Origin of the sequence: Bradyrhizobium sp. HKCCYLRH2047, from assembly GCF_051168175.1 — a bacterium.
Taxonomy (GTDB): Bacteria; Pseudomonadota; Alphaproteobacteria; order Rhizobiales; family Xanthobacteraceae; genus Bradyrhizobium.
The window spans coordinates 561,673-584,435 of sequence record NZ_JBNPUM010000002.1; the positions used below are offsets into that span (position 1 = coordinate 561,673).

23 protein-coding genes are annotated in these 22,763 nt (G+C 65.1%); 13 read left to right on the forward strand and 10 right to left on the reverse strand.

What is annotated here, in order from left to right:
• Positions 1-43 precede the first annotated feature (43 nt).
• The 6 genes from ACQR1D_RS06140 to ACQR1D_RS06165 all read left to right on the forward strand — a co-directional run bounded on the left by ACQR1D_RS06140 (position 44) and on the right by ACQR1D_RS06165 (position 6,342).
• Positions 44-1,441: an NAD(P)(+) transhydrogenase (Re/Si-specific) subunit beta gene (locus ACQR1D_RS06140; protein ID WP_316236982.1), complete on the forward strand. Its 1,398-nt coding sequence runs from the start codon at positions 44-46 to the stop codon at positions 1,439-1,441.
• 18 nt (positions 1,442-1,459) lie between these two features.
• Positions 1,460-2,260, forward strand: coding sequence for an alpha/beta hydrolase (locus tag ACQR1D_RS06145; RefSeq protein ID WP_434888155.1), 801 nt, complete (start codon positions 1,460-1,462; stop codon positions 2,258-2,260).
• Positions 2,261-2,357: 97 nt separating this feature from the next.
• Positions 2,358-3,692: a sodium:proton antiporter gene (locus tag ACQR1D_RS06150; RefSeq protein ID WP_434888161.1), complete on the forward strand. Its 1,335-nt coding sequence runs from the start codon at positions 2,358-2,360 to the stop codon at positions 3,690-3,692.
• A 117-nt stretch (positions 3,693-3,809) separates the two neighbouring features.
• Complete coding sequence (locus ACQR1D_RS06155; protein WP_316217933.1) at positions 3,810-4,907, forward strand: calcium:proton antiporter; 1,098 nt, start codon at positions 3,810-3,812, stop codon at positions 4,905-4,907.
• A gap of 15 nt (positions 4,908-4,922) precedes the next feature.
• On the forward strand, positions 4,923-5,207 hold the full coding sequence (locus ACQR1D_RS06160) for a cupin domain-containing protein (RefSeq protein WP_315717559.1): 285 nt from the start codon (positions 4,923-4,925) through the stop codon (positions 5,205-5,207).
• Between the two features lie 226 nt (positions 5,208-5,433).
• Entirely contained in the window at positions 5,434-6,342 is a 909-nt protein-coding gene (locus ACQR1D_RS06165; RefSeq protein ID WP_434839584.1) for a hypothetical protein, read from the forward strand.
• A 222-nt stretch (positions 6,343-6,564) separates the two neighbouring features.
• On the opposite strand, the gene rpsU is transcribed toward ACQR1D_RS06165, so the two are convergent.
• From rpsU to purE, 3 genes are all read right to left on the reverse strand, one after another.
• Positions 6,565-6,867, reverse strand: a complete 303-nt coding sequence (gene rpsU / locus ACQR1D_RS06170; protein WP_011924350.1) for a 30S ribosomal protein S21 — start codon at positions 6,865-6,867, stop codon at positions 6,565-6,567.
• A 165-nt stretch (positions 6,868-7,032) separates the two neighbouring features.
• Positions 7,033-8,142, reverse strand: coding sequence for a 5-(carboxyamino)imidazole ribonucleotide synthase (locus tag ACQR1D_RS06175; RefSeq protein ID WP_315802608.1), 1,110 nt, complete (start codon positions 8,140-8,142; stop codon positions 7,033-7,035).
• Complete coding sequence (purE, locus tag ACQR1D_RS06180; RefSeq protein ID WP_315802609.1) at positions 8,139-8,627, reverse strand: 5-(carboxyamino)imidazole ribonucleotide mutase; 489 nt, start codon at positions 8,625-8,627, stop codon at positions 8,139-8,141. The genes ACQR1D_RS06175 and purE overlap by 4 nt, the downstream gene beginning before the upstream one ends.
• Positions 8,628-8,774: 147 nt before the next feature.
• On the opposite strand from purE, the gene ACQR1D_RS06185 reads away from it, so the two are divergent.
• Positions 8,775-9,476: a GGDEF domain-containing protein gene (locus ACQR1D_RS06185; protein ID WP_315802860.1), complete on the forward strand. Its 702-nt coding sequence runs from the start codon at positions 8,775-8,777 to the stop codon at positions 9,474-9,476.
• 48 nt (positions 9,477-9,524) lie between these two features.
• Here the strand turns inward: ACQR1D_RS06185 and ACQR1D_RS06190 are convergent, their stop codons facing one another.
• The 3 genes from ACQR1D_RS06190 to ACQR1D_RS06200 all read right to left on the reverse strand — a co-directional run bounded on the left by ACQR1D_RS06190 (position 9,525) and on the right by ACQR1D_RS06200 (position 10,442).
• Entirely contained in the window at positions 9,525-9,776 is a 252-nt protein-coding gene (locus ACQR1D_RS06190) for a hypothetical protein (RefSeq protein ID WP_315802610.1), read from the reverse strand.
• A 102-nt stretch (positions 9,777-9,878) separates the two neighbouring features.
• Positions 9,879-10,091, reverse strand: coding sequence for a hypothetical protein (locus ACQR1D_RS06195; RefSeq protein ID WP_315802611.1), 213 nt, complete (start codon positions 10,089-10,091; stop codon positions 9,879-9,881).
• Positions 10,092-10,235: 144 nt separating this feature from the next.
• Entirely contained in the window at positions 10,236-10,442 is a 207-nt protein-coding gene (locus ACQR1D_RS06200; RefSeq protein ID WP_009028242.1) for a YdcH family protein, read from the reverse strand.
• A 290-nt stretch (positions 10,443-10,732) separates the two neighbouring features.
• Between ACQR1D_RS06200 and ACQR1D_RS06205 the strand changes: the two genes are divergently transcribed.
• The gene (locus ACQR1D_RS06205; protein ID WP_315802612.1) at positions 10,733-10,918 is read left to right on the forward strand and encodes a YdcH family protein; all 186 of its coding nucleotides are present in this window, start codon (positions 10,733-10,735) and stop codon (positions 10,916-10,918) included.
• A 190-nt stretch (positions 10,919-11,108) separates the two neighbouring features.
• Here the strand turns inward: ACQR1D_RS06205 and ACQR1D_RS06210 are convergent, their stop codons facing one another.
• Entirely contained in the window at positions 11,109-12,212 is a 1,104-nt protein-coding gene (locus ACQR1D_RS06210; RefSeq protein ID WP_434839585.1) for an NAD(P)/FAD-dependent oxidoreductase, read from the reverse strand.
• A gap of 200 nt (positions 12,213-12,412) precedes the next feature.
• Between ACQR1D_RS06210 and ACQR1D_RS06215 the strand changes: the two genes are divergently transcribed.
• From ACQR1D_RS06215 to ACQR1D_RS06235, 5 genes are all read left to right on the forward strand, one after another.
• Entirely contained in the window at positions 12,413-15,121 is a 2,709-nt protein-coding gene (locus ACQR1D_RS06215) for a sensor domain-containing protein (protein WP_434839586.1), read from the forward strand.
• Between the two features lie 130 nt (positions 15,122-15,251).
• Positions 15,252-16,814 (forward strand): glycerol-3-phosphate dehydrogenase, encoded by a 1,563-nt coding sequence (locus tag ACQR1D_RS06220; protein WP_434839587.1) that lies wholly within the window; start codon positions 15,252-15,254, stop codon positions 16,812-16,814.
• A 50-nt stretch (positions 16,815-16,864) separates the two neighbouring features.
• Entirely contained in the window at positions 16,865-18,037 is a 1,173-nt protein-coding gene (locus ACQR1D_RS06225) for an ABC transporter ATP-binding protein (RefSeq protein WP_315802616.1), read from the forward strand.
• Entirely contained in the window at positions 18,034-18,948 is a 915-nt protein-coding gene (locus ACQR1D_RS06230; protein ID WP_315802617.1) for an ABC transporter permease, read from the forward strand. Before ACQR1D_RS06225 ends, ACQR1D_RS06230 begins: the two co-directional genes overlap by 4 nt.
• Positions 18,949-19,119: 171 nt before the next feature.
• Positions 19,120-19,932, forward strand: coding sequence for an ABC transporter permease (locus tag ACQR1D_RS06235; RefSeq protein ID WP_315802618.1), 813 nt, complete (start codon positions 19,120-19,122; stop codon positions 19,930-19,932).
• 98 nt (positions 19,933-20,030) lie between these two features.
• Here the strand turns inward: ACQR1D_RS06235 and ACQR1D_RS06240 are convergent, their stop codons facing one another.
• From ACQR1D_RS06240 to ACQR1D_RS06250, 3 genes are read right to left on the reverse strand one after another with little or no spacing between them, the layout of a single operon-like run.
• Positions 20,031-21,023 carry an alpha/beta hydrolase family protein gene (locus tag ACQR1D_RS06240; RefSeq protein WP_434839589.1) on the reverse strand — a complete coding sequence of 331 codons (993 nt, stop codon included), beginning with the start codon at positions 21,021-21,023 and terminating at the stop codon, positions 20,031-20,033.
• Positions 21,024-21,030: 7 nt separating this feature from the next.
• Positions 21,031-21,882 (reverse strand): carbohydrate ABC transporter permease, encoded by an 852-nt coding sequence (locus ACQR1D_RS06245; RefSeq protein WP_315802620.1) that lies wholly within the window; start codon positions 21,880-21,882, stop codon positions 21,031-21,033.
• Positions 21,879-22,754 (reverse strand): carbohydrate ABC transporter permease, encoded by an 876-nt coding sequence (locus ACQR1D_RS06250; RefSeq protein WP_315802621.1) that lies wholly within the window; start codon positions 22,752-22,754, stop codon positions 21,879-21,881. The genes ACQR1D_RS06245 and ACQR1D_RS06250 overlap by 4 nt, the downstream gene beginning before the upstream one ends.
• Positions 22,755-22,763 lie beyond the last annotated feature (9 nt).

A 22,763-nucleotide genomic window follows, 5' to 3' on the forward strand; every position in this document is an offset into this window, starting at 1 on the left:
ACGCCGCACGACGCGGGATGACAGGCACAACGGGGCATCTGCAATGAACGCCAATCTGTCGGCACTCCTTTATCTCGTGGCAGGTGTGCTGTTCATCCTGTCTCTTCGCGGGCTGTCGAGCCCGGCCTCCAGCCGGCAAGGCAACTTCTTCGGCATGGCCGGCATGGCGATTGCGGTCGCCACCACGCTGGCTGGGCATCCACCGGCGGATGCGATCGCCTGGATCCTCGTGATCCTCGGCGTTGCGATCGGCGGCGGCATCGGCGCAGTCATTGCGCGCCGGGTGCCGATGACGTCGATGCCCGAGCTCGTCGCCGCCTTCCACTCGCTGGTCGGCATGGCCGCGGTGCTGGTCGCCGCCGGCGCGTTCTTCGCGCCGGAAGCGTTCGACATCGGCACGCCCGGCAACATCCATCCGCAGAGCCTGGTCGAGATGTCGCTCGGCGTCGCCATCGGCGCGCTGACCTTCACCGGCTCGGTCATCGCCTTCCTCAAGCTGTCCGCGCGGATGAGCGGCGCGCCGATCATTCTGCCGGCGCGTCACATCATCAACATCGCGCTCGCCGTGGCGCTGGTCTTCTTCGTGATCCGCCTGGTGATGACGGGCGGCGGCTTCGACTTCCTGATGGTGACGCTGCTGGCGCTGGCGCTCGGCGTGCTCATGATCATCCCGATCGGCGGCGCCGACATGCCGGTCGTGATCTCGATGCTGAACTCCTACTCCGGCTGGGCGGCCGCGGGCATCGGCTTCACGCTCGGTAATTCGGCGCTGATCATCACCGGCGCATTGGTCGGCTCGTCCGGTGCGATCCTGTCCTACATCATGTGCCATGCGATGAACCGGTCCTTCATCTCGGTCATCCTCGGCGGCTTCGGCGGTGAGACCGCAGCGGCGGGCGGTGGCACCGGCGAGCAGAAGCCGGCCAAGCTCGGCTCGGCCGACGATGCCGCCTTCATCATGAAGAACGCCTCGAAGGTGATCATCGTGCCCGGCTACGGCATGGCGGTCGCCCAGGCGCAGCACGCGCTGCGCGAGATGGCCGACACGCTGAAGAAGGAAGGCGTCGAGGTGAAATACGCGATTCATCCGGTCGCTGGCCGCATGCCCGGCCACATGAACGTGCTGCTCGCCGAAGCCAACGTTCCCTATGACGAGGTGTTCGAGCTCGAGGACATCAACTCGGAATTCGCCCAGGCCGACGTCGCCTTCGTGATCGGCGCCAACGACGTCACCAATCCGGCGGCCGAGGAGGACAAGTCCTCGCCGATCTACGGCATGCCGGTGCTGCAGGTCTGGAAGGCCGGCACCGTGATGTTCATCAAGCGCTCGCTGGCGTCGGGCTATGCCGGCATCGACAATCCGCTGTTCTACCGCGACAACACGATGATGCTGCTCGGCGACGCCAAGAAGATGACCGAGAACATCGTCAAGGGCATGTAGCCGGCGGCATCGGGAGCCATGACGTTTCTGAAATGGCTCCTGATCGTCGTGGCGGCGGTCTACGGCATCGTGCTTGCGGCCCTATTCGTCCGCCAGCGTGCAGTGCTGTTCCCCATTCCGCCGGTGGGCCGCACGGCACCGGCTGCAGCCGGGTTTCCTCAGGCTGAGGAGCATGTGCTGACCTCGGTCGATGGCGAGAGGGTCATCGTCTGGCATGTGCCGGCGAAGCCTGGCCACAAGGTCGTTCTGTACTTCCCGGGCAATGGCGATTTTCTCGCGGGCGTGGTGCCGCGCTTCAAGGCGCTCACGGCCGACGGCACCGGTCTCGTTGCGCTGTCCTATCGCGGCTATGCGGGGTCCAGCGGCAGTCCCAGTGAGCACGGGCTGCTGCAAGATGCCGCAGTCGCCTATGCGTTCACGACACAGCGCTACGAGTCGGGACGGATCGTGGCCTGGGGTTTTTCCCTCGGCAGCGGCGTGGCCACCGCGATCGCCGCGGAGCATCCGGTCGCCAAGCTGATCCTCGAAGCGCCCTATACATCCACGGTCGATGTCGCGTCGGAGATGCTGAAGGTGGTTCCGGTCAATCTGCTGATGCTCGACAGCTTCCATTCCGATCGGCGCATCGCCGATGTGCGTGTGCCGCTCCTGATCATGCATGGCGAAAGGGATCCGGCGATTTCGATCCGCTTCGGGGAACGATTGTTCGCACTTGCGCATGACCCCAAGCGCTTCGTACGGTTTCCCAACGGCGGACATAATGACCTGGATCTTTTCGGTGCGACTGAGACGGCCAAGAGCTTCATCGACGGCTTGTAACGTCCATCGATCGCGGTGGCCGGCTCTCCTCGGGATCGTCCTGCTCTTTGGGAGCCTGCCGGTGCAGGCGCATGCCGCCGGGCTGAACGGCGCGGCGATGACCTGGCCGTTCGCACTGCCATTCGCGGGACTGCTGTTGTCGATCGCGCTCGGGCCGTTGCTGTTTGCCAGGTTCTGGCATCATCACTACGGAAAGATCGCCGCGGCATGGGCCTTGGTGGCGTTGGCGGCGTTGACCTGGAATGCAGGGCTTGGCACGGCGCTCGCTGCCTTCGTCCACGCGCTGCTCGCCGAATATCTCAGCTTCATCGTGCTGCTGTTCGCCCTCTATACGGTCGCCGGCGGCATCCTGGTGACCGGCGACATCAAGGGCACGCCCGCGACCAACACCGCCATCCTGGCGCTCGGCACGATCATCGCGAGCGTCGTCGGCACGACGGGCGCCGCGATGATCCTGGTGCGTCCCCTGATCCGCGCCAATCTGAGCCGGCCGCATAATGTGCACGTGCTGATCTTCTTCATCATTCTGGCCGCCAATGTCGGTGGTGCACTGAGCCCGCTCGGCGATCCGCCACTGTTCGTCGGCTTTCTGCGTGGCGTCGACTTCTTCTGGACGACGCAACACCTCTGGCTGCAGACCGCGATCGTCGCCGGCCTGTTGCTCGTGATCTTTGCCGCGATCGACGCATGGCGCTTCCGTGCCGAGAAGCCTTCGAGCACGGATGGCACGAGCGAGCCGGTTCGTGTTCGCGGGCTCGTCAACGTCGTCCTGATCGCGGCCATCGTCGTCAACACGCTGGTATCGGCGACCTGGAAGCCGGGCATCTCCTTCGACGTCTTCGGCACGCATGTCGAACTTCAGAACCTCGTGCGCGATGCCGTTCTCTTGGCGATCGCCGGACTGTCGCTCTGGCTGACGCCGGACGAGCACCGCGAGGCGAACGGGTTCAACTGGGAGCCGATCCGAGAGGTCGCCAAGCTGTTCGCGGCGATCTTCACCGCGATCGTTCCGGTCATCGCCATGCTGAATGCGGGTCGCAGTGGCTCTTTCGGCTGGCTGTTGGATGCCGTGACGACACCCGCCGGCGCGCCGCGGGAGGTCGCCTATTTCTGGTCCACCGGGCTGATGTCGGCCTTCCTCGACAATGCCCCGACCTATCTCTTGTTCTTCGAATTGGCGGGCGGCGATCCCAAGGTGCTGATGGGCGAGCTCTCGGGAACGCTGGCGGCGATCTCGATGGGCGCAGTCTACATGGGCGCACTGACCTATATCGGAAATGCGCCGAACTTCATGGTCGCAGCGATCGCCAATGAGCGGGGCATCCAGATGCCGAGCTTCTTCGGCTACATGCTGCGGGCAGGTGCCGTCCTCATTCCGCTGTTCGTGCTGCTGACCGTGCTTCCGATTCATCCGCTGCTCAGTCCGCATTGACCTGATCGACGGCACCTTCGGAGACCGTCCTGGTTGAGACCCTGTCACGGCCGGACCGCGTGACGATCGCCTCGCTGTCGCGCATAGTCGGACAGAACGGATCGAAGGACGCGAATCATGAGCGTGAAGGGCGCAACGCCCGCATCATCGGTGATCTTTCCCGGCTTGGCGGTCGCGCTGGTCGCAATCGTCACGGCGACGCATTATGACTTCACGCCTTCGGCCGCTGGCGTGGTCTTCGCCGCGGTGCTGCTGGTGGTCCTGTTCGGCACGGTGTTCGCGGCCGTGCACCATGCCGAGGTGATCGCGCATGAGATCGGCGAGCCGTTCGGCACGCTGCTCCTGACCCTGGCGGTGACGGTGATCGAGGTGGCGCTGATCGCCACCATCATGCTCGGCGACAAGGCTGCGCCGGCGCTGGCCCGCGACACCGTGTTTGCGGTGGTCATGATCGTGTGCAACGGCCTGGCCGGCATCTGCATCTTCATCGGCGGCCTGCGTTATCGCGAGCAGGACGTGCTGGTCTCCGGTGCCAATCTGTATCTCAGCGTACTGTTCACGATGGCAACCATCACGCTGGTGCTGCCGAATTATACCTTGACGTCGCCAGGTCCGGTGTATTCTGCCGTGCAGATCGCCTTCGTCAGCGTCGTGACGATCCTGCTCTACGCGGTGTTCCTGTATACGCAGACCACCCGCCATCGGGATTATTTCGTCGGCAACTCGGTGGGGTTCGCCGATGACGATGTCAGGCTGCCGCGCGCGAAGCTGTTGCTCAGTGTCGGGCTGCTGCTGGTCGCGCTGCTCGCTGTGGTCCTGCTTGCCAAGAAGTTCTCGCTGGTGGTCGACGCCGGCGTTGCCGCAACGGGTGCGCCGCAGGCGGTCGCAGGCGTGCTCGTGGCGCTGTTGATCCTGCTGCCGGAGAGTGTCGCCGCCCTCTCGGCCGCCCGCGCCAACGACCTGCAGAAGAGCATCAATCTCGCGCTTGGCTCCTCGCTCGCCACCATAGGGCTGACCATCCCGGCAGTGGCGGTCGCCGCCCATGTGCTCGACAAGCAGCTCGTCCTCGGGCTGGACCCGCAGGGAATAGTGCTGCTGGTCCTGACCTTCGTCCTGAGCATGCTGACCTTCGGCACCGGACGGACGAACATCCTGTTCGGGCTGGTGCACATGGTGGTGTTCGCGATATTCCTGTTTCTGCTCTTCGTCCCCTGATTCAAGAGATCCAGCATGCTCAGCGCCCAGTCCGACGTCCAGGTCGATACGCCCGAAGTCCGCGTCACGGAGTGGCGGCTATTGCCCGGCAGTGCCACGGGGCGCCATGTTCATGAGATGGATTACGTGATCGTGCCGGTCACCGCGGGCGAGATGACGATCGTGGCGCCGTCCGGCGAGCGCTCGAAGGCGCAGCTCGCGGTCGGCAAATCCTATTTCCGAAAGGCCGGGGTCGAACACGATGTGCTGAACGAGACCGGTTCCGAGATCGTTTTCCTCGAAGTTGAATTGAAGCCGTAACCAATTGTTTACCGGGATGCCGCTGATTGTGGTATCTTGAGCCGGCGATCCGGAAGCTGTGGCAACACCCTCGGATTGCTGCACGGCTCCGGTTCGAAGGGTTTCAGGAAACGACTTTTCGGCGGTCGCGGCTGCACGGAGTGCAGTCCGCGAGCTCCGGAAGGTGTGGGATGGTCCCTTAATTGTGCCTCAAAGTTCCCGCAAATACCGCGCGGGAGTGGTCAGCATGCTGAAATATCTCACAAAGTTCGCCATGGAGATCATCCCGTCGGTGGTTGCCACCATCATCGGGGCCTACATCGTCAATCACTACATCAACACCAAGCCCGACTCGCCGCCATCGACCATGGCGGCGGTGGCCTCGGCTGCTTATGCCAAGCTCACAGGCTCAAAGAGCGAGGCTCCGAAATCCACGGGCAAGGGGACCGACCCTGCCAAGCTGGACGCGAAGGCCGATCCCAAGTCTGACGCCAAGCCGGCGGAAACGTCGAACGAGGTCTCCAGCATTCCCGCTCCCGGCATCAAGGCCAAGGGCGTGTCGGAGAAGTCGCTGGCCGACAAGGCCGCTGAGAAGGCCGTCGAAGTGAAGCCGACCGAAACGGCGAGCCTCCCGGCCGATCCGCAGGCCTCGCGCCATCCTGCATCGTCGAAGGAAAAGCTGATCGTGCGTGGCACTTCGGCCGAGGCCCCAGCGACCCAGCAGGAAGATCGCCGGGATGCTGCCGACCTTGCCCGCGCCGCGATCGAGCGGTTGCGCGCGAGCGAAGGTGCCGGCAAGGCGGCTGCCGAGAAGCCATCGACCGATGCAGCCCGCGGGGCTGGCGAGGCGCCGCGCGTCGCAACCGTGTCACCTCAGGTGTCGCCGGTTCGTCCGCTGCCGCCTCCGGTGACGGTCTCCGCGCCTCCGGCCGAGCAGGGTTTCATCATGCCGTCGGCCTCGAGCCCGACCTACACGGGATCATTGCAGCCGGACGGGCGCCCGACGCCGCCCGCGGAGATCCCCGTCCAGCAGTTGCGTCCGCTCGACCTGCGTGCCGACAAGTCCGATCCTTCGATCAAGGACCAGATGTCCAACGTGGCGCAGGACATGATGTCGGCGGCGAAATCGGTGTTCCACTCGGTGCTGCCGAAATAATTGATCGGCATTGCTCTCGAACGAGATCGAGCGGCGGGCCTGCTGGTCCGCCGCTTTTTCTTTGGGGCGTGCCGTGCTCTGCATCGTAGCGACGGGCGGGCACACCGCGGCTGGATCCGGACGCCGGATGGCAGGGAGGCGCGAAATCAAAATGAGGTGCCCAAAACAAAAACGCGAGCCAGAGGCCCGCGCTTCAGACGACGTCAGATCTATCGGGCCAGATCAGCGCGGCGCGCCGGGACGGGCACCTGCGCCCGGACCACGACCAGCACCACGGTCACCGCCGGGGCCAGCGCCAAACACCGGCTTCGGCTTCATCGGCAGCAGGCCTTCACGCTGCAGCTTCTTGCGGGCCAGCTTGCGCGCACGGCGCACGGCTTCGGCCTTCTCGCGGGCTTTCTTCTCGGACGGCTTCTCGTAATGGCCGCGAAGCTTCATCTCGCGGAAAATGCCCTCACGCTGCATCTTCTTCTTGAGCGCCTTGAGGGCTTGATCGACATTGTTATCGCGAACGAGAACCTGCACGCGGCATCCTCTTTCTCAGTCTATCGGTTTGAAATCTGGTGAAGTCAGGGCTGGCAAATGGCCGCGCCCTTAACCTTGAGGGCGCCCGTGTATCAGAGGACACCGTCGCTGTCCACCCGCTGACGGGCTCTTGACCGCAAGTTTAACCCGCCCGAGCGGTTTATTTCAGCCCTGCCTCGGCGGCAGGGGCGAGACCTGGGTCACATGCCCCATCTTGCGACCCGGGCGGGCGGCGCCCTTGCCGTAAAGGTGCACGGTGGCGCCGGGAACCGTGAGCCACTGCTCGTAGGTGTCGATCTCGTCCCCGATCAGGTTCGTCATCGTGACGTGGCCGTGGCGCAGCGGCTTGCCGAGCGGCCAGCCTGCGATCGCGCGGATGTGCTGTTCGAACTGGGAAATCGAGGCACCGTCGAGGGTCCAGTGGCCGGAATTGTGCACCCGGGGGGCAATTTCATTGACCAGGACGCCGGGCGCAGGTCCATCGGATACCACGAACATCTCCACGGCGAGCACCCCGACGTAATCGAGGGCGGTGGCGATCCGGCTGGCAATGTCCCGGGCCTCGTCGGCGAGCGGATCGGGGATGCGGGCTGGCGCCCGCGACACCTTCAGGATGTGATCGCGATGCTCGTTCTCGGTGACGTCGAAGCACTCGACCTGGCCATCGGCCGCGCGGGCCGCTACGACCGAGATCTCGCGCTCGAACGGAACGAACGCCTCGAGGATCGCCGATTTGGTGCCGAGCTCGGCCCAGATCCGATCGAGATCGTCACCCTGGCGGATCTTGATCTGGCCCTTGCCGTCATAGCCGAACCGCCGTGTCTTCAGCACGGCCGGCAGGCCGATCCGAAAGGCTGCTTCGCGCAACGTGGCGAGTGAGGACACGTCGGCATAGTTCGCCGTGCGGATACCGAGCGAGGTGACGAAATCCTTCTCGATCAGCCGATCCTGCGTCGTCTCCAGCGCAGAGCGGCTCGGCAGCACCGGGCGCCTTGCCGCCAGCACCATCGCGGCCGCCGACGGGACGTTCTCGAACTCGTAGGTGACGACGTCGACGTCATTGGCGAACAGCTCGAGCGCCTCGACGTCGGCATATTCGGCGCAGGTGGCGTTCAGCACGACGTCGAAGGCGGGCGAGTCCGGGTCTGGCGAGAACACCTGGCAGCGCAGCCCGAGCCGCGCCGCAGCCAGCGCCAGCATGCGGCCGAGCTGGCCGCCGCCGAGAATACCGATGGTGTCGCCGGGCTTGAGCTTCACCCGATTGGAGCCGGTCACGCCGTGCCCTCCGGACGTTCGGCGATCGCATTGGTCTGCGCCTGCCGCCAGGCCGACAGGCGGCCGGCGAGCGCGGAATCCGAGAGAGCGAGCACGCTGGCCGCCAGCAGCGCTGCGTTAATGGCGCCGGATTTGCCGATGGCGAGCGTTCCGACCGGAATTCCGGCCGGCATCTGGACGATGGAATACAGCGAATCGACCCCCGACAGCGCCTTCGACTCGACGGGGACGCCGAACACGGGCAGTTCCGTGAGCGAGGCCGTCATGCCCGGCAGATGGGCGGCGCCGCCGGCACCGGCGATCACGACCTTGTAGCCCGCCGCCTTGGCACCCTTGGCGAAAGCATACAGCCGGTCCGGGGTGCGGTGCGCCGAGACGATCCGGGCGTCGTAGCTCACGCCCAGGGCTTCGAGCGTCTCGGCGGCATGGCGCATGGTATCCCAGTCCGACTGGCTTCCCATGATGATGGCGATCGGGGCGGTCATGACCTCAATTCTTCTCGGGAATCCATCAGCATGGGCCGGAGTATAGGATCGGTCCTGACAGCGGCAAGCCATGGCATGAAGGTCCGAATGGACTATCCTGTCTTGGTCAAGCCCGGCAAGCCCAAACGGTGGCGCGGCAGGTGTCCGATGAAAAAGAAGCGCATGGCGGCCGCGTGGCGAGCCGGGAAGCGAAGAACCCGGTACCGTCATCGGCCTTCGCGGCGCGCGCGGGCTCCTGAACCCGGTTCCGTACCGGCAGGCGCGCGGCAGACGATCCGACGCCTTAATGCCGAGTTGGCGACAGCACAGGCCCGGATCGCCGAGCTGACGGCCTCCGCTGAGCGCGACTTCCTGCTCGACATCTTCAATCGTCGCGGCTTCGCCCGCGAGCTCCATCGTTCGATCGCCTTCATCAAGCGCTATGACGCGACCGGTGCCCTGGTCGTGCTCGACGTCGATCGGCTGAAACCGATCAATGATACGTTCGGCCATGCCGCCGGTGACGAGGTCCTGAAGGCGGTTGCGCGTGTCCTCAGCGAGCATGTCCGATCCTCCGACGTGATCGGCCGGCTCGGCGGCGACGAGTTCGGCGTGCTGCTCTGGCATCTCAGCGCGGCGGACGCCCATGCCAAGGCGGCGGAACTGGAGCAGGCCATCGACAGCCTGACCTTCACCTTCGGCGATCAGACCGTGCGTGCCGGCGCGTCGGCCGGGATTGCTCTGCTCGACAAGCGCGTCAACCCGGTGCGTGCGCTGGAGGAAGCCGACCGCGCGATGTACATGCGCAAGGCCCAACGAAGGTACGAGAGCCCAGCGCACGCAACGGCCCGGTCGGGCGACCAGCGGTGACGCTCCCGGGCCATCCGCGCCGATGACAGAGCTTGTGGTGCACGGCGCTCACAACTCGCCGAGATCGTCGGGCAACTCGCCGAACTTGTGCAGCAGCCGGGCGTCGCTGAATTCCCCCATCAAGGGATCGCCGCTGCGGCTGAAGGCAATGGCGCCGATGTTGTCCGGCAGGCGCGACATCGCTTCGGCACGACGCAGCGCTGCGGACGAACTCTGGCATTCCTCGGCCGCGCCTGCGACCAGCATCCCTGCCTCGTCCCGTCTGAACGGCATGGCGACGTAATAGGTGATATCAGGCATTGCACGCACCTCCCGGCCTTCGTCGAAGCTGCGAGCGAGCGCGGTGGCAATCGTCCGGAGAGTCTCGACGGCCCGAGGACTCAGGTAAGACTCAGGCAGGGCTCAGGCCGCATTGCTCTCCGGACCGTCCGAAGCGGTGTTGGGCACGCAGCCGCAGGAGATCGCGGCCCGCAGCTCCTGCAGCTCCAGCTCGAGATACTCGTTCGCCATGATCAGCGCCTTGATCGTGGAGCGCAGATTGCCGTCGCACATCGCGATGGCCTGGTCACAGGCCTGTTCGTAGAGCCGATCCTGTGGGGAGAAGGAGGCGGGCATCACAACCATCCTTGTTGTCGTCAGGGGACGAGGGATGACCTGATTGTTCTCTTTTTGTTCTGTTTGTCAAGGCGCCTCGGCATATCCTGCACCGCTGATGCATATTGCCTGTGTGCATACGGTCAGGCGTGCTGACGCTTCGCCTCAGGCGATAATGTCGGGCGTGATCTGGTCTTCGATGAAGGCGATCCGATCGCGTAGCAGAAGCTTCCGCTTCTTCAGTCGTTGCAGCCGCAACAAATCGGGGGCGGGCGATTGATGCAAAGCGTCGATCGCCGCGTCGAGATCGCGGTGCTCCTGCTGCAGGCGCGCGAGTTCGGCCTGCAGTTCGCGCTCGTCTTGGTCAGCCATGATCTATGATAGCAAAAAAGCGGAAGGAAGTGGAAAGCCTTGCGAAGGCGGGCGCAAATATTGCGCCTGCGAAGCTGATAAGCAAGCCGCGCCCCTCAAGATCCGTGCAGCTGTCCCGTGAATTTCAGGTTGGCACCGGCGTTAGATTCGTCCGGATCTGCTCACGGTTCGTTACACACGGCGCTCAAATTTGCATGTGCGGTCTTTTGGCCCCATCGACAGGTCAAGCGACTTGTGTACACTCATTAGCCCTGGTCGAATCTCAGGTTCACCTACCGAGGAGGTTTCGAATGGCCATTCAGGCGCATCTCGTTGAACTGGAGCGTAAGCATAAAGTTCTTGAAAGCGAATTGCATGAAGCTCTCCTGCATCCATCGACGGACGACCTGCGAATTGCCGAACTGAAGCGACGCAAACTGATGGTGAAGGACGAGATCGAGCGCTTGAGACAGGTAACCAGCGAAACACTTCACTGACATGTGACCATCACCCGCCGTACCATCCGATCGTAAGACCGTGCGCCTGGGATGGTGACTGTCCATCCCAGACGCAACTTCAATCAAATTAGTTGCGATAGACTTAGTTGCGATAGACGATGACGCGAACGCATCTGCCTGCGTTGTCTCCCGCTATCGCCACACGCCGTTCATCCCGATATCGGGGTCTTCAGCTCAAGGCGAGATCGCGGACGTGAGCCGCAATCGCCAGCGATGACGTCAATCCAGGCGATTCAATTCCGAACAGATTGATGAGTCCGGGCACCCCGTGATCGCGGGGGCCCTGAATGACGAAATCCTGCGACGCCACGGCCGGCGGTACGATCTTCGGCCTGATGCCCGAATAGCTCGGCATCAGCGCCCCATCCGGCAGCGACGGCCAGTACTTGCGGATCGCCGGGTAGAAGCGCTCGGCGCGCGCCGGATCGACCGTATAGTCGATCCGGTCGATCCACTCGACGTCGGGGCCGAATCTGGCTTGGCCTGCCATGTCGAGCGTGAGGTGCACGCCGAGGCCGCCTGGTTCCGGCACCGGGTAGATGAGTCGGCTGAACGGTGCCCGGGCGCTGCAGCTGAAATAGTTGCCCTTGGCGAGATAGGTCATCGGCACCAGCGGCGACGGCATGCCGTCGATCAGCCGCGCCAGCTCGGGCGCGTCGAGGCCGGCGGCGTTCACCAGCAGCCGGCAGCTCAGCGTCATCGGTTGCGCGCCGCCCGCATCGACCTCGATCGATCCCCCCGTCGCCTTGGCCCGCAGCAACGGCGTGTGGAAGGCGAAGGCGCCGCCGGCGTCCTCGATCTCGCCGCGCAGCGACAGCATGAAGGCATGGCTGTCGAGGATGCCGGTGGATGGCGACAGCAGCGCGGCCTGGCAGGCCAGGGCCGGCTCCAGCGCCAGGGCTTCGGACCCGGGCAGCAGCCGCATCCCTTCGACACCATTGGCTTCGGCGTGCGCGCGGATGCCCTGCAGCTTCTCGGTCTCGGCTGGATTGGTTGCAACGATCAGCTTCCCGCAATTGCGGTAGGGCACGCCATGCTCGTCGCAATAGCGGTAAAGCATGCGCTTGCCGGCCACGCAGAAGCGGGCCATCAGGCTCCCGGCCTTGTAATAGATGCCGGCGTGGATCACTTCGCTGTTGCGAGACGACGTGACGGTTCCGATGCCCTCGGCCGCCTCGAGAACGATGACCTCGCGTCCGGCCCGCGCCAGTTGACGTGCGACGGCAAGTCCGACGACGCCGGCGCCGACGACCACGCAATCCACTCTATCCATGCATAGTCCTGAAACGATTCGGGGAACTCATGGCTCGCCGCAATCCCTGGTGGGTAGATCTCGGTCCGCCCTTAGCAAACGATTCATCATAGGGCGGCCATTGACCAAATTTGCTTCGTCTTTTTCGAAGTTTGCGGAACCCGTTTACCCGATCCCAATAGGTGAAGCCAGATACTGTCGCCGAATACCGCGGGTGATTGATGGCTGGCAAGAATTGGCAGGCGAGCGACCGAAACGCGTTTTCTGCGCGTGTCGTTGCGGCCTCGGTGGCCGCCATGGCAGCGTGGGCGGCTGCGCCGACGCGCGCCTGGGCCGCTTCCTCCGATTTCTCGCCCTCCGGCTACCTGGGCACCATCGAGCCGGACGTGCTCTGGAAGGTGTTGATCGCCGGCGTTGTCGTCTGCGCCTTCCTCGCGTCGGTCGTGATCTGGATCCATTCGGCCTTGCGGCGCGCCAAGCGGGCACAACTTCGGCGTAACGTTTTCATCAGCTCCGCGCTCAACAATCTGAGCCAGGGGCTGATGCTGACGGACGCCGCCAACCGCGTCGTCTTCTACAACCACCGCTTTCTCGAGATCTACGGCATGAGCCGGGCTGACATTCCGCCCGGCTGCACCGGCCGGGATCTGGTCGAGTTGCGGCGGCAGCGTGGCCTGCTCAATCTGACGGTCGAGGACTATGCGCGCCAGGCGCGGCAGCCGGACGGGTGCCTGACCGAGCTGCCCGGCGGACGTGTGGTGCGCGCCCAGATGTTCCGTCTTCCGACCGGCGGATCGATCGGCATCCATGAAGACTGTACGGTGCAGCACCGGCTGGAGCGCGAGCTCGCCTCGACCAAGCAGTTCCTGGAATCGGTGGTCGATCAGGTTCCCGTCTGCGTCGCCGCCAAGAACATCGAGGACGGCCGCTACATCTTCGCCAACCGGGCGTTCGAGCAGTTCGCGCAGGTGCCGCGGGATCAGATCATCGGACGGCGCCCGAGCGACCTGTTCGGCGAGGAGACCGCGGCCGACATCGCAGCTGCCGACCGCGAAGCGATGCTGGCGCCCGGCTCCACCTATTGCAGCGAACTCGTGGTTCAACGCGGTGACGAGAAGCGCATCCTGGACGCCCACCGGGTCGTTGCACGCAACGACAAGAACGAACCGCAATTCCTCATCGCGCTGTTCGACGATGCCACGGAGCGGCGATCGCTGAGCCGCGAGCTGGAGAACAGCAAGAAGTTCCTGGAACTGGTCGTCGACAACATTCCGGTTTCGCTCATCGTCGAGAGCGTCAGCGACGGCCGCTATCTGCTCGCCAACCGCAGCGCCGAGATCATCCTCAACCGCAAGCGCGAGGACGCCACCGGCCTGACCACCGCCGACATCTTCAATCCGCGCGAGGCCAGACTGATCACGGCGCGCGACGAAGCCGCCATCAAGAAGCGCGGCCTTCTGACTGAGGAACATCCGATCTCGACCAAGGACGGCCTGCGGCTGTTCCTGACGCGGCGGGCAACCGTGCTGGGCGAGACCGGCCAGCCGCAATATCTGATCAAGACCTATGAGGACGTCACCGATCGGCGCCAGACCGAATCGCGGATGGCGCACATGGCCTATCACGACGGCCTGACCGATCTGCCTAACCGCGCCGCGTTCCTGCAGGCCCTCAGCCAGATGATCGAGGCCTGCGCGGATACGGACGAGGAGTTCGCGGTCCTGAACGTCGATCTCAAGGGCCTGAAGGACGTCAACGACGTCTTCGGCCACGCCATCGGCGACAAGCTGTTGATCGAGGTCGCCCGTCGCGTCCATGCCGTTGCCCGGGGCGGCGTCGTTGCCCGTCTCTCGGGCGACGAGTTCGGGCTGATCATCGACGGCAAGCAACCGGAAACGGGCAGGGCCCTGGCCGAGCAATTGGCGGCGGCGATCGCGGTGGACTTCCAGATCGAGGGCAAATCGATCCGCACCGCGCTGACGACGGGCATCTCGGTGTTTCCGCACAATGGTTCGGATCCGGCGTCGCTGCTCGCCAATGCGGGTGCTGCTCTGTTCCGCGCCAAGGCCAAATCGCGCGGCAGCATCACCTTCTACGAGCCTGAAATGGATCAGCAGATTCGCGACCGCCGCGTTCTGCATCAGGAGCTGTCTGTCGCGATCAAGCATGGCGAACTGTCGCTGTACTTCCAGCCGCAGGCCGTCTCCGGCCGCACGGTCGACGCCAGCGAGATCATCGGCTTCGAGGCGCTGGCGCGCTGGCAGCACCCGGTCCGGGGGTTCGTGCCGCCGAGCGACTTCATTCCGCTCGCGGAAGAGAGCGGCCTCATCGTCGAGATGGGCGAGTGGATCCTGCGCGAGGCCTGCCGCGAGGCGGCGTCGTGGCCGAAGCCGCTGCAGGTCGCGGTCAACCTGTCTCCGGCGCAGTTCGTCCATGGCGACCTCGTTGCGCTGGTCCACTCGATCCTGATCGAGACGGGGCTCGCGCCCGGCAGGCTCGAGCTGGAGATCACCGAGGGTGTGCTGATCGAGGATTTCGATCGCGGTGTCGCGCTGCTGCGCCGGCTGAAGGCGCTCGGCGTTCGCGTCTCGATGGACGATTTCGGCAGCGGCTACTCGTCGCTGAGCTACCTTCAGGCGTTCCCGTTCGACAAGATCAAGATCGACCGCGCCTTCGTCATGAATATCGGCCGCAACCCGCAATCGGCGGCGATCATTCGTGCGGTCATCGGTCTGGGTCACGGCATGAACATGTCGATCGTGGCGGAAGGCGTCGAGACGCCGGAGCAGCTCGGCTTCCTCGCCGAGCAGGGCTGCGACTCGGTTCAGGGCTATCTGCTCGGCAAGCCCCTGCCGATCGACAAATATGACGGCATTGTCGGTCGCGCTCACGACGACGACGACGTCGCGTCCGTTCGCAAGACCGGCTGACCTGGCAGTCCGGTCAGAGGCTGTTGCGCAACAGCGCGAATTTATCCGCACTCGTAACAGTTGGGTCGCTACGAGAATCATTTCCGCCGGTCTACGATCGTTCGTCCTGGCACGCTCGAAGACCTTGCGTATGGCGGACTACGATCTGGCGATCATCGGCGGAGGTCTGAACGGCGTCAGCCTGGCGCGTGATGCGGCTGGCCGCGGTTTGCGCGTGATCCTGGTCGAGCAGGGCGATCTCGGCGGCGGCGCCTCGTCGGCCACGTCGCGGCTGGTGCACGGGGACCTCGCGGCGCTGGAGCGCCGCGGCTTTCTGCGCGTGCGTCGCGCGCTTGCCGAGCGCGACGTCTGGCTCACGGTCGCGCCGCATCTTGTGCGGCCGATCCGTTTTGCGATTCCGGCTCACGCCGATGAGCGGCCGCCATGGCAGTTGCGCGCAGGGCTCTGGCTCTACGATCGCCTCGCTGCGCGCAACCGGCTGCCGGCCGCGTCGGCGCTCGATGTCACGCATCATCCGGTCGGCGATGCCTTGAAGCGTCCGATCGGGACGGCATTCGACTATTCCGATTGCGTGGTCGACGATTCCCGCCTGGTGGTCCTGACCGCGATGGATGCCGCCGAGCGCGGCGCAGAGATCCGGACCGGCGCCCGCTGCGTGCGGGCCGACCGCGACCAAATATGGCGCCTCGCCATCATCGACCGCGGCCATCGCCGCATCGTCACCTCGCGCGCGCTCGCCAACGCCACCGGCGCGTGGAGCGTCTCGACGGCGGAAACCGTGCTGCGTCAGCCGCTGCCGTGGGTCACCGTGCGGCAGGTCAGCCAGATCATCGTGCCGCGGCTGTTCGATGTCGAAGCGGTCTACGTGTTTCAGAATTCGGATGGACGGCTGATCTTTGCCCAGCCCTACGAGCAGGATTTCACCCTGATCGGCACGGTGGCCCACGGCTTCAAGGGCGACCCAGCCGTGGTGGCGGTGCCTGCGGCAGACGTGGCTTATCTCTGCAGGGCGGCGAACCGCTATTTCCGCTCGGACATTCAGCCTGCGGACGTGGTCCGGAGCGTGGCTGGCGCCAACATGATGGTGCTGCGCGCCGCCGACAGCGGACGGTTGGAAACGGTCGTGTGCCTCGATGCTGGACGCGCCAGGGAGCCGGCCAAGGCGCCGCTGCTGACCATGTGCGGCGGCGACGTCACGACGGTCCGGCACCGGGCCGAGCAGGCGGTCTCCCGCCTCGCGCGCTTCTATCCAATGTCGCCACGCTGGACTGCGAGCGCGCCGCTTCCTGGGGGCGACTTCGCCTGGGACCGGTTCGAGGATCTCGTCGATGACGCACGGGACCGCTGGCGCTTTCTCGGCGAAGCCGAGGCCCGGCGGCTGGTCGGCGCCTATGGCACCCGGCTGGCGGAGATGCTGGGCGAGGCGAGATGCCGGGCCGATCTCGGACAGGCGTTCGGGCCGCAGCTGACCGAGGCGGAGGTCCGCTACCTCATGACGCGCGAATGCGCACGCTTTGCCGACGACGTGCTGTGGCGGCGAACCAAGCTGGGCCTGACGCTTCCCGCTGCCGACCGCGACGCGCTCGCTGCGTTCATGGCCGCTGCGACCTGTGGCCGGAGCACGCCGCAGGCGGCTGACGCGAGCGGGGATAGTCCGGCCCGTGCGGTTGAGCTGCAATCCGCGGGCGGCTAGCTTGCCGACTGGCCCGGCGTTGTGGCCGGGCAGGGTGACTAGATCAGGACATGGCTGACGAGACCGCAAATCCAGCACCCGCCGAGGAGCCGGTAGCATCGCCACCGCCGGATCCGCGCCCCGATCCTCAGCCGCCGCTCCTGCGCATCGAGAACGTCGTCAAGACCTTCGGCAGCTTCCGCGCCGTCGATGGCGTCTCGCTCGACATCCGCGCCGGCGAGTTCTTCGCGCTGCTCGGCCCCAGCGGCTGCGGCAAGACGACCTTGCTGCGCATGCTGGCCGGCTTCGAGACGCCGGATGAAGGACGCATCCTGCTGTCGGGCGAGGACATCGCGCAGGTGCTGCCGCATCAGCGGCCCGTCAACATGATGTTCCAGAACTACGCGCTGTTCCCGCATCTGAACGTGCGCGACAACATCGCCTTCGGCCTGAAGCGTGCCGGCATGCTGCGCGCCGAGATCGCCACCCGTGTCGCCGAGATGGTGGCGCTGGTCCGGCTCGAAGGCCTGGAGAAGCGCAAGCCCGATCAACTGTCCGGGGGCCAGAAGCAGCGCGTCGCCTTGGCGCGCTCGCTGGCGCGCCGGCCGCAGGTGCTGCTGCTGGATGAGCCGATGGCGGCGCTCGACAAGAAGCTCCGCGAGAGCACGCAGTTCGAGCTGATGGAGCTGCAGCGCAAGCTCGGCATGACCTTCATCATCGTCACCCACGATCAGGAAGAGGCGATGACAGTGGCGAGCCGCATCGGGGTGATGAACGCGGGACGGCTCGAACAGGTCGCTGCACCGCGCCGGCTGTATGAAGAGCCCGTGTCGCGGTGGGTCGCGGAGTTCGTCGGCGACATCAACCTGTTCGAGGGCGAGGTGATCGCGCGGGAGCCGCACCGGCTGCGGATCACGACTGCCTCGGCCGGCGAGCTCGCTGCGGCACAGCCCGTCACTCCCGTCAGCGAGAGCAGGGTTGCGGTCGCGATCCGTCCCGAGAAGATCCGTCTCGCGCTTCGCCGGCCGGCCGGCGATGCCGCCGCGATCAACTGTGTCGAGGGGACCATTTCCGATGCGAGCTATCTCGGCGGCAAGACCGCGTACAAGATCCAGCTCGACGGCGGCGCTGTCCTGCACGCCTCTCAGGCCAACACGGCCCGGCTCGACGTCGACGGCTATGGGCTGAACCAGCGCGTCGTGGCCTGGTTCACGCCCGATGATTGTGTGGTGCTGGAGCGATGAGCGCGCGCCGCATCTTCTCGCGTCCGGCCCGCTTCGCGGCGATCGCGCCCTACGTCTGGATGGTGCTGTTCTTCCTGGTGCCGTTCGCCTTCGTCGCCAAGATCAGCCTGTCGCAGACTGCGATCGCGCAGCCGCCCTATACGCCGGTGTTCTCGCTGGCTGATGGTTTGTCGTCGCTCCGGGATGCATTTGCGGCGCTGTCGCTCGACAATTTCCGTCTGCTGCTGTCGGACGACCTGTATCTCGCGTCCTATCTGCGCAGCGTCGTCGTCGCGGCGACGTCGACGGCCATCCTGCTGCTGATCGGCTATCCCGTCGCCTATGGCATGGCGCGGCTGCCGAGGCGCTGGCAGGGCGTCGCGATGATGCTTGTGATCGTGCCGTTCTGGACCTCGTTCCTGATCCGCATCTATGCCTGGGTCAACATCCTCCAGCATGACGGGCTGTTGAACCAGGTGCTGCTCGCGCTGCATCTGGTCTCGGCGCCGGTGGTGTGGTTGTCGACCGACAGCGCCATGTATGTCGGTATCGTCTATTCCTATCTGCCGTTCATGATCCTGCCGCTGTTTGCGACGCTGACGAAGCTGGAGCCGGCGCTGGAGGAGGCCGCTGCCGATCTCGGCGCCTCGCCGCGCGAGACCTTCTGGCTGGTGACGTTTCCACTGTCGCTGCCGGGAGTCGGCGCCGGCGCGCTGCTGTGCTTCATCCCGATCGTCGGCGAGTTTGTCATTCCCGACCTTCTCGCCGGTTCGAAATCGTTGATGATCGGCCAGACGCTCTGGCTCGAGTTCTTTACCAACAAGGATTGGCCGGTGGCCTCCAGCATCGCCGTGGTGCTGCTCGCCGTCCTGTTGCTCCCGCTCCTGCTCTACGACCGGCTGCAACGCCGGCAGCTGGAGGAGAGCCGGTGATGGCTGGAGTGCAGCGAGGCACGCTCTCTCGCTCCCCTCCCCCTTGCGGGCAGGGGTTGGTGGTAGGGGTCCGCATCGGCAGTCTTTGCTGGGGGCCGCCCTCCTTGACCCTCCCCCACAAGGGGGGAGAGAACGGAGAAAGCTTCGCCCGGGTCGACGGAGGAGGCGCTCATGCCTAAAGCCTCCCGCCTTTCTCGCTTCAATGTCGCCTCGCTGACGCTCGGGCTGGCGTTCCTGTATCTGCCCATTCTGATCCTGGTGATCTACTCGTTCAACGCCTCGCGGCTGGTGACGGTGTGGGGCGGCTGGTCGCTGCGCTGGTATCACGAGTTCTTCAACGACCGTGCCATGATCGATGCGGCCTGGATGAGCCTGCGTGTCGGCGCCACCGCGGCGACGGCGGCGACGGTGCTGGGGACGCTGGCCGCGGTGGCGCTGTCGCGCGGCCAGGGCTTTCGCGGCCGCATGCTGTTCTCCGGCATGCTGTATGCGCCGCTGGTGATGCCCGAGGTGATCACCGGCCTGTCGCTGCTGCTGCTGTTCGTGGCGCTGGAGGCCGAGCGCGGCTTCTGGACGGTGACGATCGCCCACACGACCCTCACGATGTGCTTCGTCGCTGTCGTCGTGCAGTCGCGTCTGGTGTCGCTCGACCGCAGCCTGGAGGAGGCCGCGATGGATCTCGGCTGCGATCCGCTGCGCGCGTTCGTGATGGTCACCTTGCCGCTGATCGCCCCTGCGGTGATCGCTGGCTGGATGCTCGCCTTCACGCTGTCGCTCGACGATCTCGTGATCGCGAGCTTCACCACCGGACCGGGCTCGGCGACGTTGCCGATCCGAATCTACTCGGAGGTGCGGCTCGGGGTAAAGCCGGAGATCAACGCGATCTGCACGCTGGTGATCGGAGTCATCGCCGTGGTGATCGTGATCGCATCACTCGCCTCGAAATTGTCGAGCGACCGCGGCGAGAGCGCGGCCCCGCTCTAACTTCTCGTCATTGCGAGCGAAGCGAAGCAATCCAGGGCCGAGCAAGGACTCTGGATTGCTTCGCTTCGCTCGCAACGACGGAGGATGTTGTCGCAGCGTCACTCAACAGCGAACAGCTCTAACGCAGCAGCGATGACCGAGCGATGAACCGCGCCGCGATCGACCGAAGGCGGATCGACGCAGCTGGCCGGATCGGAGCTGCGGCCGAGGTCGGTGCTCTCGGGCAAGAAGACATAATGGCCGGCGTCGGCGGCGACCATGTCGAACGTGCTGCGCGGCAACCGCTCCTGCAGCCAGCGTGCGGCCGGCAGCAGCGCGTCCACACCTCCGACCATGATGCGGGTCGACACGCGGATCGCGGTGACGCTCTCCTCCGAGAAGCCCTGCACCGATCGGCCCGGCGCCAGCAGCAGCGCCGCCTTGATGCGGGGATCGCGATAGGAGGCCGACATCCGCGCCCAGGAGTCGCGGAAGACCTGGCTCTTCTCCATCAGCCGCGGCAGATGATCGACGAGATCGGGAAACTCGCGCGGTCCGCGGCCGAGATTGGCGCCGGGCTCGAACGGCGAGCGGAGCATGATGGCGCCGAGCAGGGCCGTCGCCGTGACGCCACCGAGCGAATAGCCGATGGCGTAGTTGCGGGCGAGGTTGATGCGGCCTTCGAAATCGGGATGAGCGACGATGTGGTCGATCAGCAAGGACACGTCGCGCGGGCGTTCCCATGAGCAGAGGAAGCCCTCTGCGCGGTAGGGCTCGGCGTTGCTGTTGCCATGATGATTGACGGCGACCGCGACAAAGCCGCGGGCCGCCAGCTCGCGCGCCAGCCATTCGAACTGCAGGCCGTTGCAGCCGGTGCCGTGCGAGTACACGACGAGAGGACAGGCGTCCGCGCTTGCAGCGAGCGGCGAATTCAAGGCCGCTGGTCCCGCATTGAACCAGCCCTGCGGCCACGGTGCGAGCGGGAGCGCCGTCTCCTCGGCGTCGTCGGCGACCGGGTACCAGGCGAACCAGTCGATCGGTCGCGGCCCGTCGCCATCCCAGTTCGCCCGCGATGCGTCGGCGAACCGTCCCTGACGAAATCCGACCCTCATCGCTCCGTCACGACTTCACGGCGCCCGCGGTCAGCCCGCCCACCATATAGCGCTTGAAGGCATAGTAGACCGCGGCGGGCGGCAACGCGTAGATGAAGCCGGTGGTCATCAGCAGCTCCCACGGCGAATCGTCGGCGGCCAGGAAGTTGCCGAGCGCCACGGGCAGCGTGATATCCTTGTCGTTCGAGAGCAGCAGGAACGCGTAGAGGTACTCGTTCCAGGCCAGCAGCACGGCATAGGTGCCGATCGCGACCAGCGAAGGCATCATCAGCGGCACATAGACGAGGCGGAAGATCTGCAGCGGACTGGCGCCGTCCATGACAGCGGCCTCGTCCAGCTCGACCGGCAGCTTGTCGGAGGCCTGTTTCAGCACCCAGATCGCGTAGGGCGAGGCGATCGTCACCATCGCCAGGATCAACGACCAGTCGTTGTTGAGGAGGCCGTATTTGCCCATGGTGCGATACATCGGCACCGCGAGGAACGCGGCCGGGATGAAATAGGTGAACAGCGCAAGGTTCATCACCACGCGGCTGCCGGGCACGCGCAGGCGCGAAATGGCGTAAGCCGCGCAGGTCGCGATCACCAGGGTCAGCGCGCCGACGGCGGCGGCAATGAGGACGGAGTTGCCGAACTGGATCCAGAAGTCGCGCAGGAAATAATGCTGCTGGTGGAACACGATCGAGAAGTTGTGCAGCGTCGGATGATCCGGCCACAGCTTACCCGAGAACGCGTCCTCCTTCGGCGAGATCGCGAACAGGAACATGTGGTAGATCGGAATCATCGTCCAGATGAAGACGGGAATGCCGATCAGCAGCAGCCGGGCCTCGGTGCCAACCTCGCGCAGGGTGGGGAGCTTCATCGCGACAACCGCTTCATCATGAAATAGACCAGGGGGAGCACTAGCGGCATCGCGCAGACGATCGAGGCCATGGCAAGGCTGAGCTGATCGAGCCGGAGATAGCGGATGCCGAGTGTCGACAACACGTGGGTGAGATCGGCGGGACCGCCGCCGGTCAGGAGATAGACGCTGTTGAAGTCGCCGAGCGTCCAGATCATCGAGAGCAGCGTGCAGGTGATGTAGAGCGTCTGCATCGACGGCCAAGTGATGAAGCGGAACTTCTGCCACCAGGTGGCGCCATCGACCTCGGCCGCCTCGAACAGGTCCTGCGAGATCGCGAGCCGACCCGTCATCAGGATCAGCGTCCAGAACGGCAGCGACTTCCAGATGTGCATGCCGATCGCCATCGACAGCGCAACGGTCGGATCGTTCAGCCAGTTCGGGCCGTCATCGCCGGTGAACTTGAAGATCAGCTGGTTCACCACGCCCCATTCGGGATTGAGCATGAAGCGCACCGACAGGATGGTCGGGATCGAAGGCACCGCCCAGGGCAGGATGAAGATGACCGACAGCCATTTGATCCAGCCGCGCTGCTGAATGAAGAAGCCGGACAGGAACAGCGCGACCACCATCTTCAGATTGATGCCGACCAGAAGGAAGATCAGCGTGTTGACGGCGGCGCGCGCGAAGATGGGATCGTTATACAGCGCGACATAGCTGGCCGGCTCCCGGGCGAGCCACAGGCCGTAGCCGACGGGATAGACGACGAAGGCGAGGAAGACGAGCAGATAGGGGGCAAGCATGACGATGCCCCACACCTGTGACGGTGTCAGCAGCACCGGGCGCGGCGCCTCCGCGATCGCGGAATCGGAAGCTGAGAGCGTGATCGCCATGGTCGTTTT

What these genes read in the sequence shown, in the direction of transcription:
- ACQR1D_RS06155 (WP_316217933.1), top strand. Translation starts at nt 3,810, where the DNA reads ATGAGCGTGAAGGGCGCAACGCCCGCATCATCGGTGATCTTTCCCGGC.
- ACQR1D_RS06145 (WP_434888155.1), top strand. Translation starts at nt 1,460, where the DNA reads ATGACGTTTCTGAAATGGCTCCTGATCGTCGTGGCGGCGGTCTACGGC.
- ACQR1D_RS06210 (WP_434839585.1), bottom strand. Translation starts at nt 12,212, where the DNA reads ATGGATAGAGTGGATTGCGTGGTCGTCGGCGCCGGCGTCGTCGGACTT.
- ACQR1D_RS06150 (WP_434888161.1), top strand. Translation starts at nt 2,358, where the DNA reads ATGACCTGGCCGTTCGCACTGCCATTCGCGGGACTGCTGTTGTCGATC.
- ACQR1D_RS06245 (WP_315802620.1), bottom strand. Translation starts at nt 21,882, where the DNA reads ATGAAGCTCCCCACCCTGCGCGAGGTTGGCACCGAGGCCCGGCTGCTG.
- ACQR1D_RS06195 (WP_315802611.1), bottom strand. Translation starts at nt 10,091, where the DNA reads ATGCCCGCCTCCTTCTCCCCACAGGATCGGCTCTACGAACAGGCCTGT.
- ACQR1D_RS06235 (WP_315802618.1), top strand. Translation starts at nt 19,120, where the DNA reads ATGCCTAAAGCCTCCCGCCTTTCTCGCTTCAATGTCGCCTCGCTGACG.
- ACQR1D_RS06190 (WP_315802610.1), bottom strand. Translation starts at nt 9,776, where the DNA reads ATGCCTGATATCACCTATTACGTCGCCATGCCGTTCAGACGGGACGAG.
- ACQR1D_RS06215 (WP_434839586.1), top strand. Translation starts at nt 12,413, where the DNA reads ATGGCTGGCAAGAATTGGCAGGCGAGCGACCGAAACGCGTTTTCTGCG.
- ACQR1D_RS06230 (WP_315802617.1), top strand. Translation starts at nt 18,034, where the DNA reads ATGAGCGCGCGCCGCATCTTCTCGCGTCCGGCCCGCTTCGCGGCGATC.
- ACQR1D_RS06200 (WP_009028242.1), bottom strand. Translation starts at nt 10,442, where the DNA reads ATGGCTGACCAAGACGAGCGCGAACTGCAGGCCGAACTCGCGCGCCTG.
- ACQR1D_RS06160 (WP_315717559.1), top strand. Translation starts at nt 4,923, where the DNA reads ATGCTCAGCGCCCAGTCCGACGTCCAGGTCGATACGCCCGAAGTCCGC.
- ACQR1D_RS06165 (WP_434839584.1), top strand. Translation starts at nt 5,434, where the DNA reads ATGCTGAAATATCTCACAAAGTTCGCCATGGAGATCATCCCGTCGGTG.
- purE (WP_315802609.1), bottom strand. Translation starts at nt 8,627, where the DNA reads ATGACCGCCCCGATCGCCATCATCATGGGAAGCCAGTCGGACTGGGAT.
- ACQR1D_RS06240 (WP_434839589.1), bottom strand. Translation starts at nt 21,023, where the DNA reads ATGAGGGTCGGATTTCGTCAGGGACGGTTCGCCGACGCATCGCGGGCG.
- ACQR1D_RS06220 (WP_434839587.1), top strand. Translation starts at nt 15,252, where the DNA reads ATGGCGGACTACGATCTGGCGATCATCGGCGGAGGTCTGAACGGCGTC.
- ACQR1D_RS06185 (WP_315802860.1), top strand. Translation starts at nt 8,775, where the DNA reads ATGAAAAAGAAGCGCATGGCGGCCGCGTGGCGAGCCGGGAAGCGAAGA.
- ACQR1D_RS06250 (WP_315802621.1), bottom strand. Translation starts at nt 22,754, where the DNA reads ATGGCGATCACGCTCTCAGCTTCCGATTCCGCGATCGCGGAGGCGCCG.
- ACQR1D_RS06225 (WP_315802616.1), top strand. Translation starts at nt 16,865, where the DNA reads ATGGCTGACGAGACCGCAAATCCAGCACCCGCCGAGGAGCCGGTAGCA.
- ACQR1D_RS06205 (WP_315802612.1), top strand. Translation starts at nt 10,733, where the DNA reads ATGGCCATTCAGGCGCATCTCGTTGAACTGGAGCGTAAGCATAAAGTT.
- ACQR1D_RS06140 (WP_316236982.1), top strand. Translation starts at nt 44, where the DNA reads ATGAACGCCAATCTGTCGGCACTCCTTTATCTCGTGGCAGGTGTGCTG.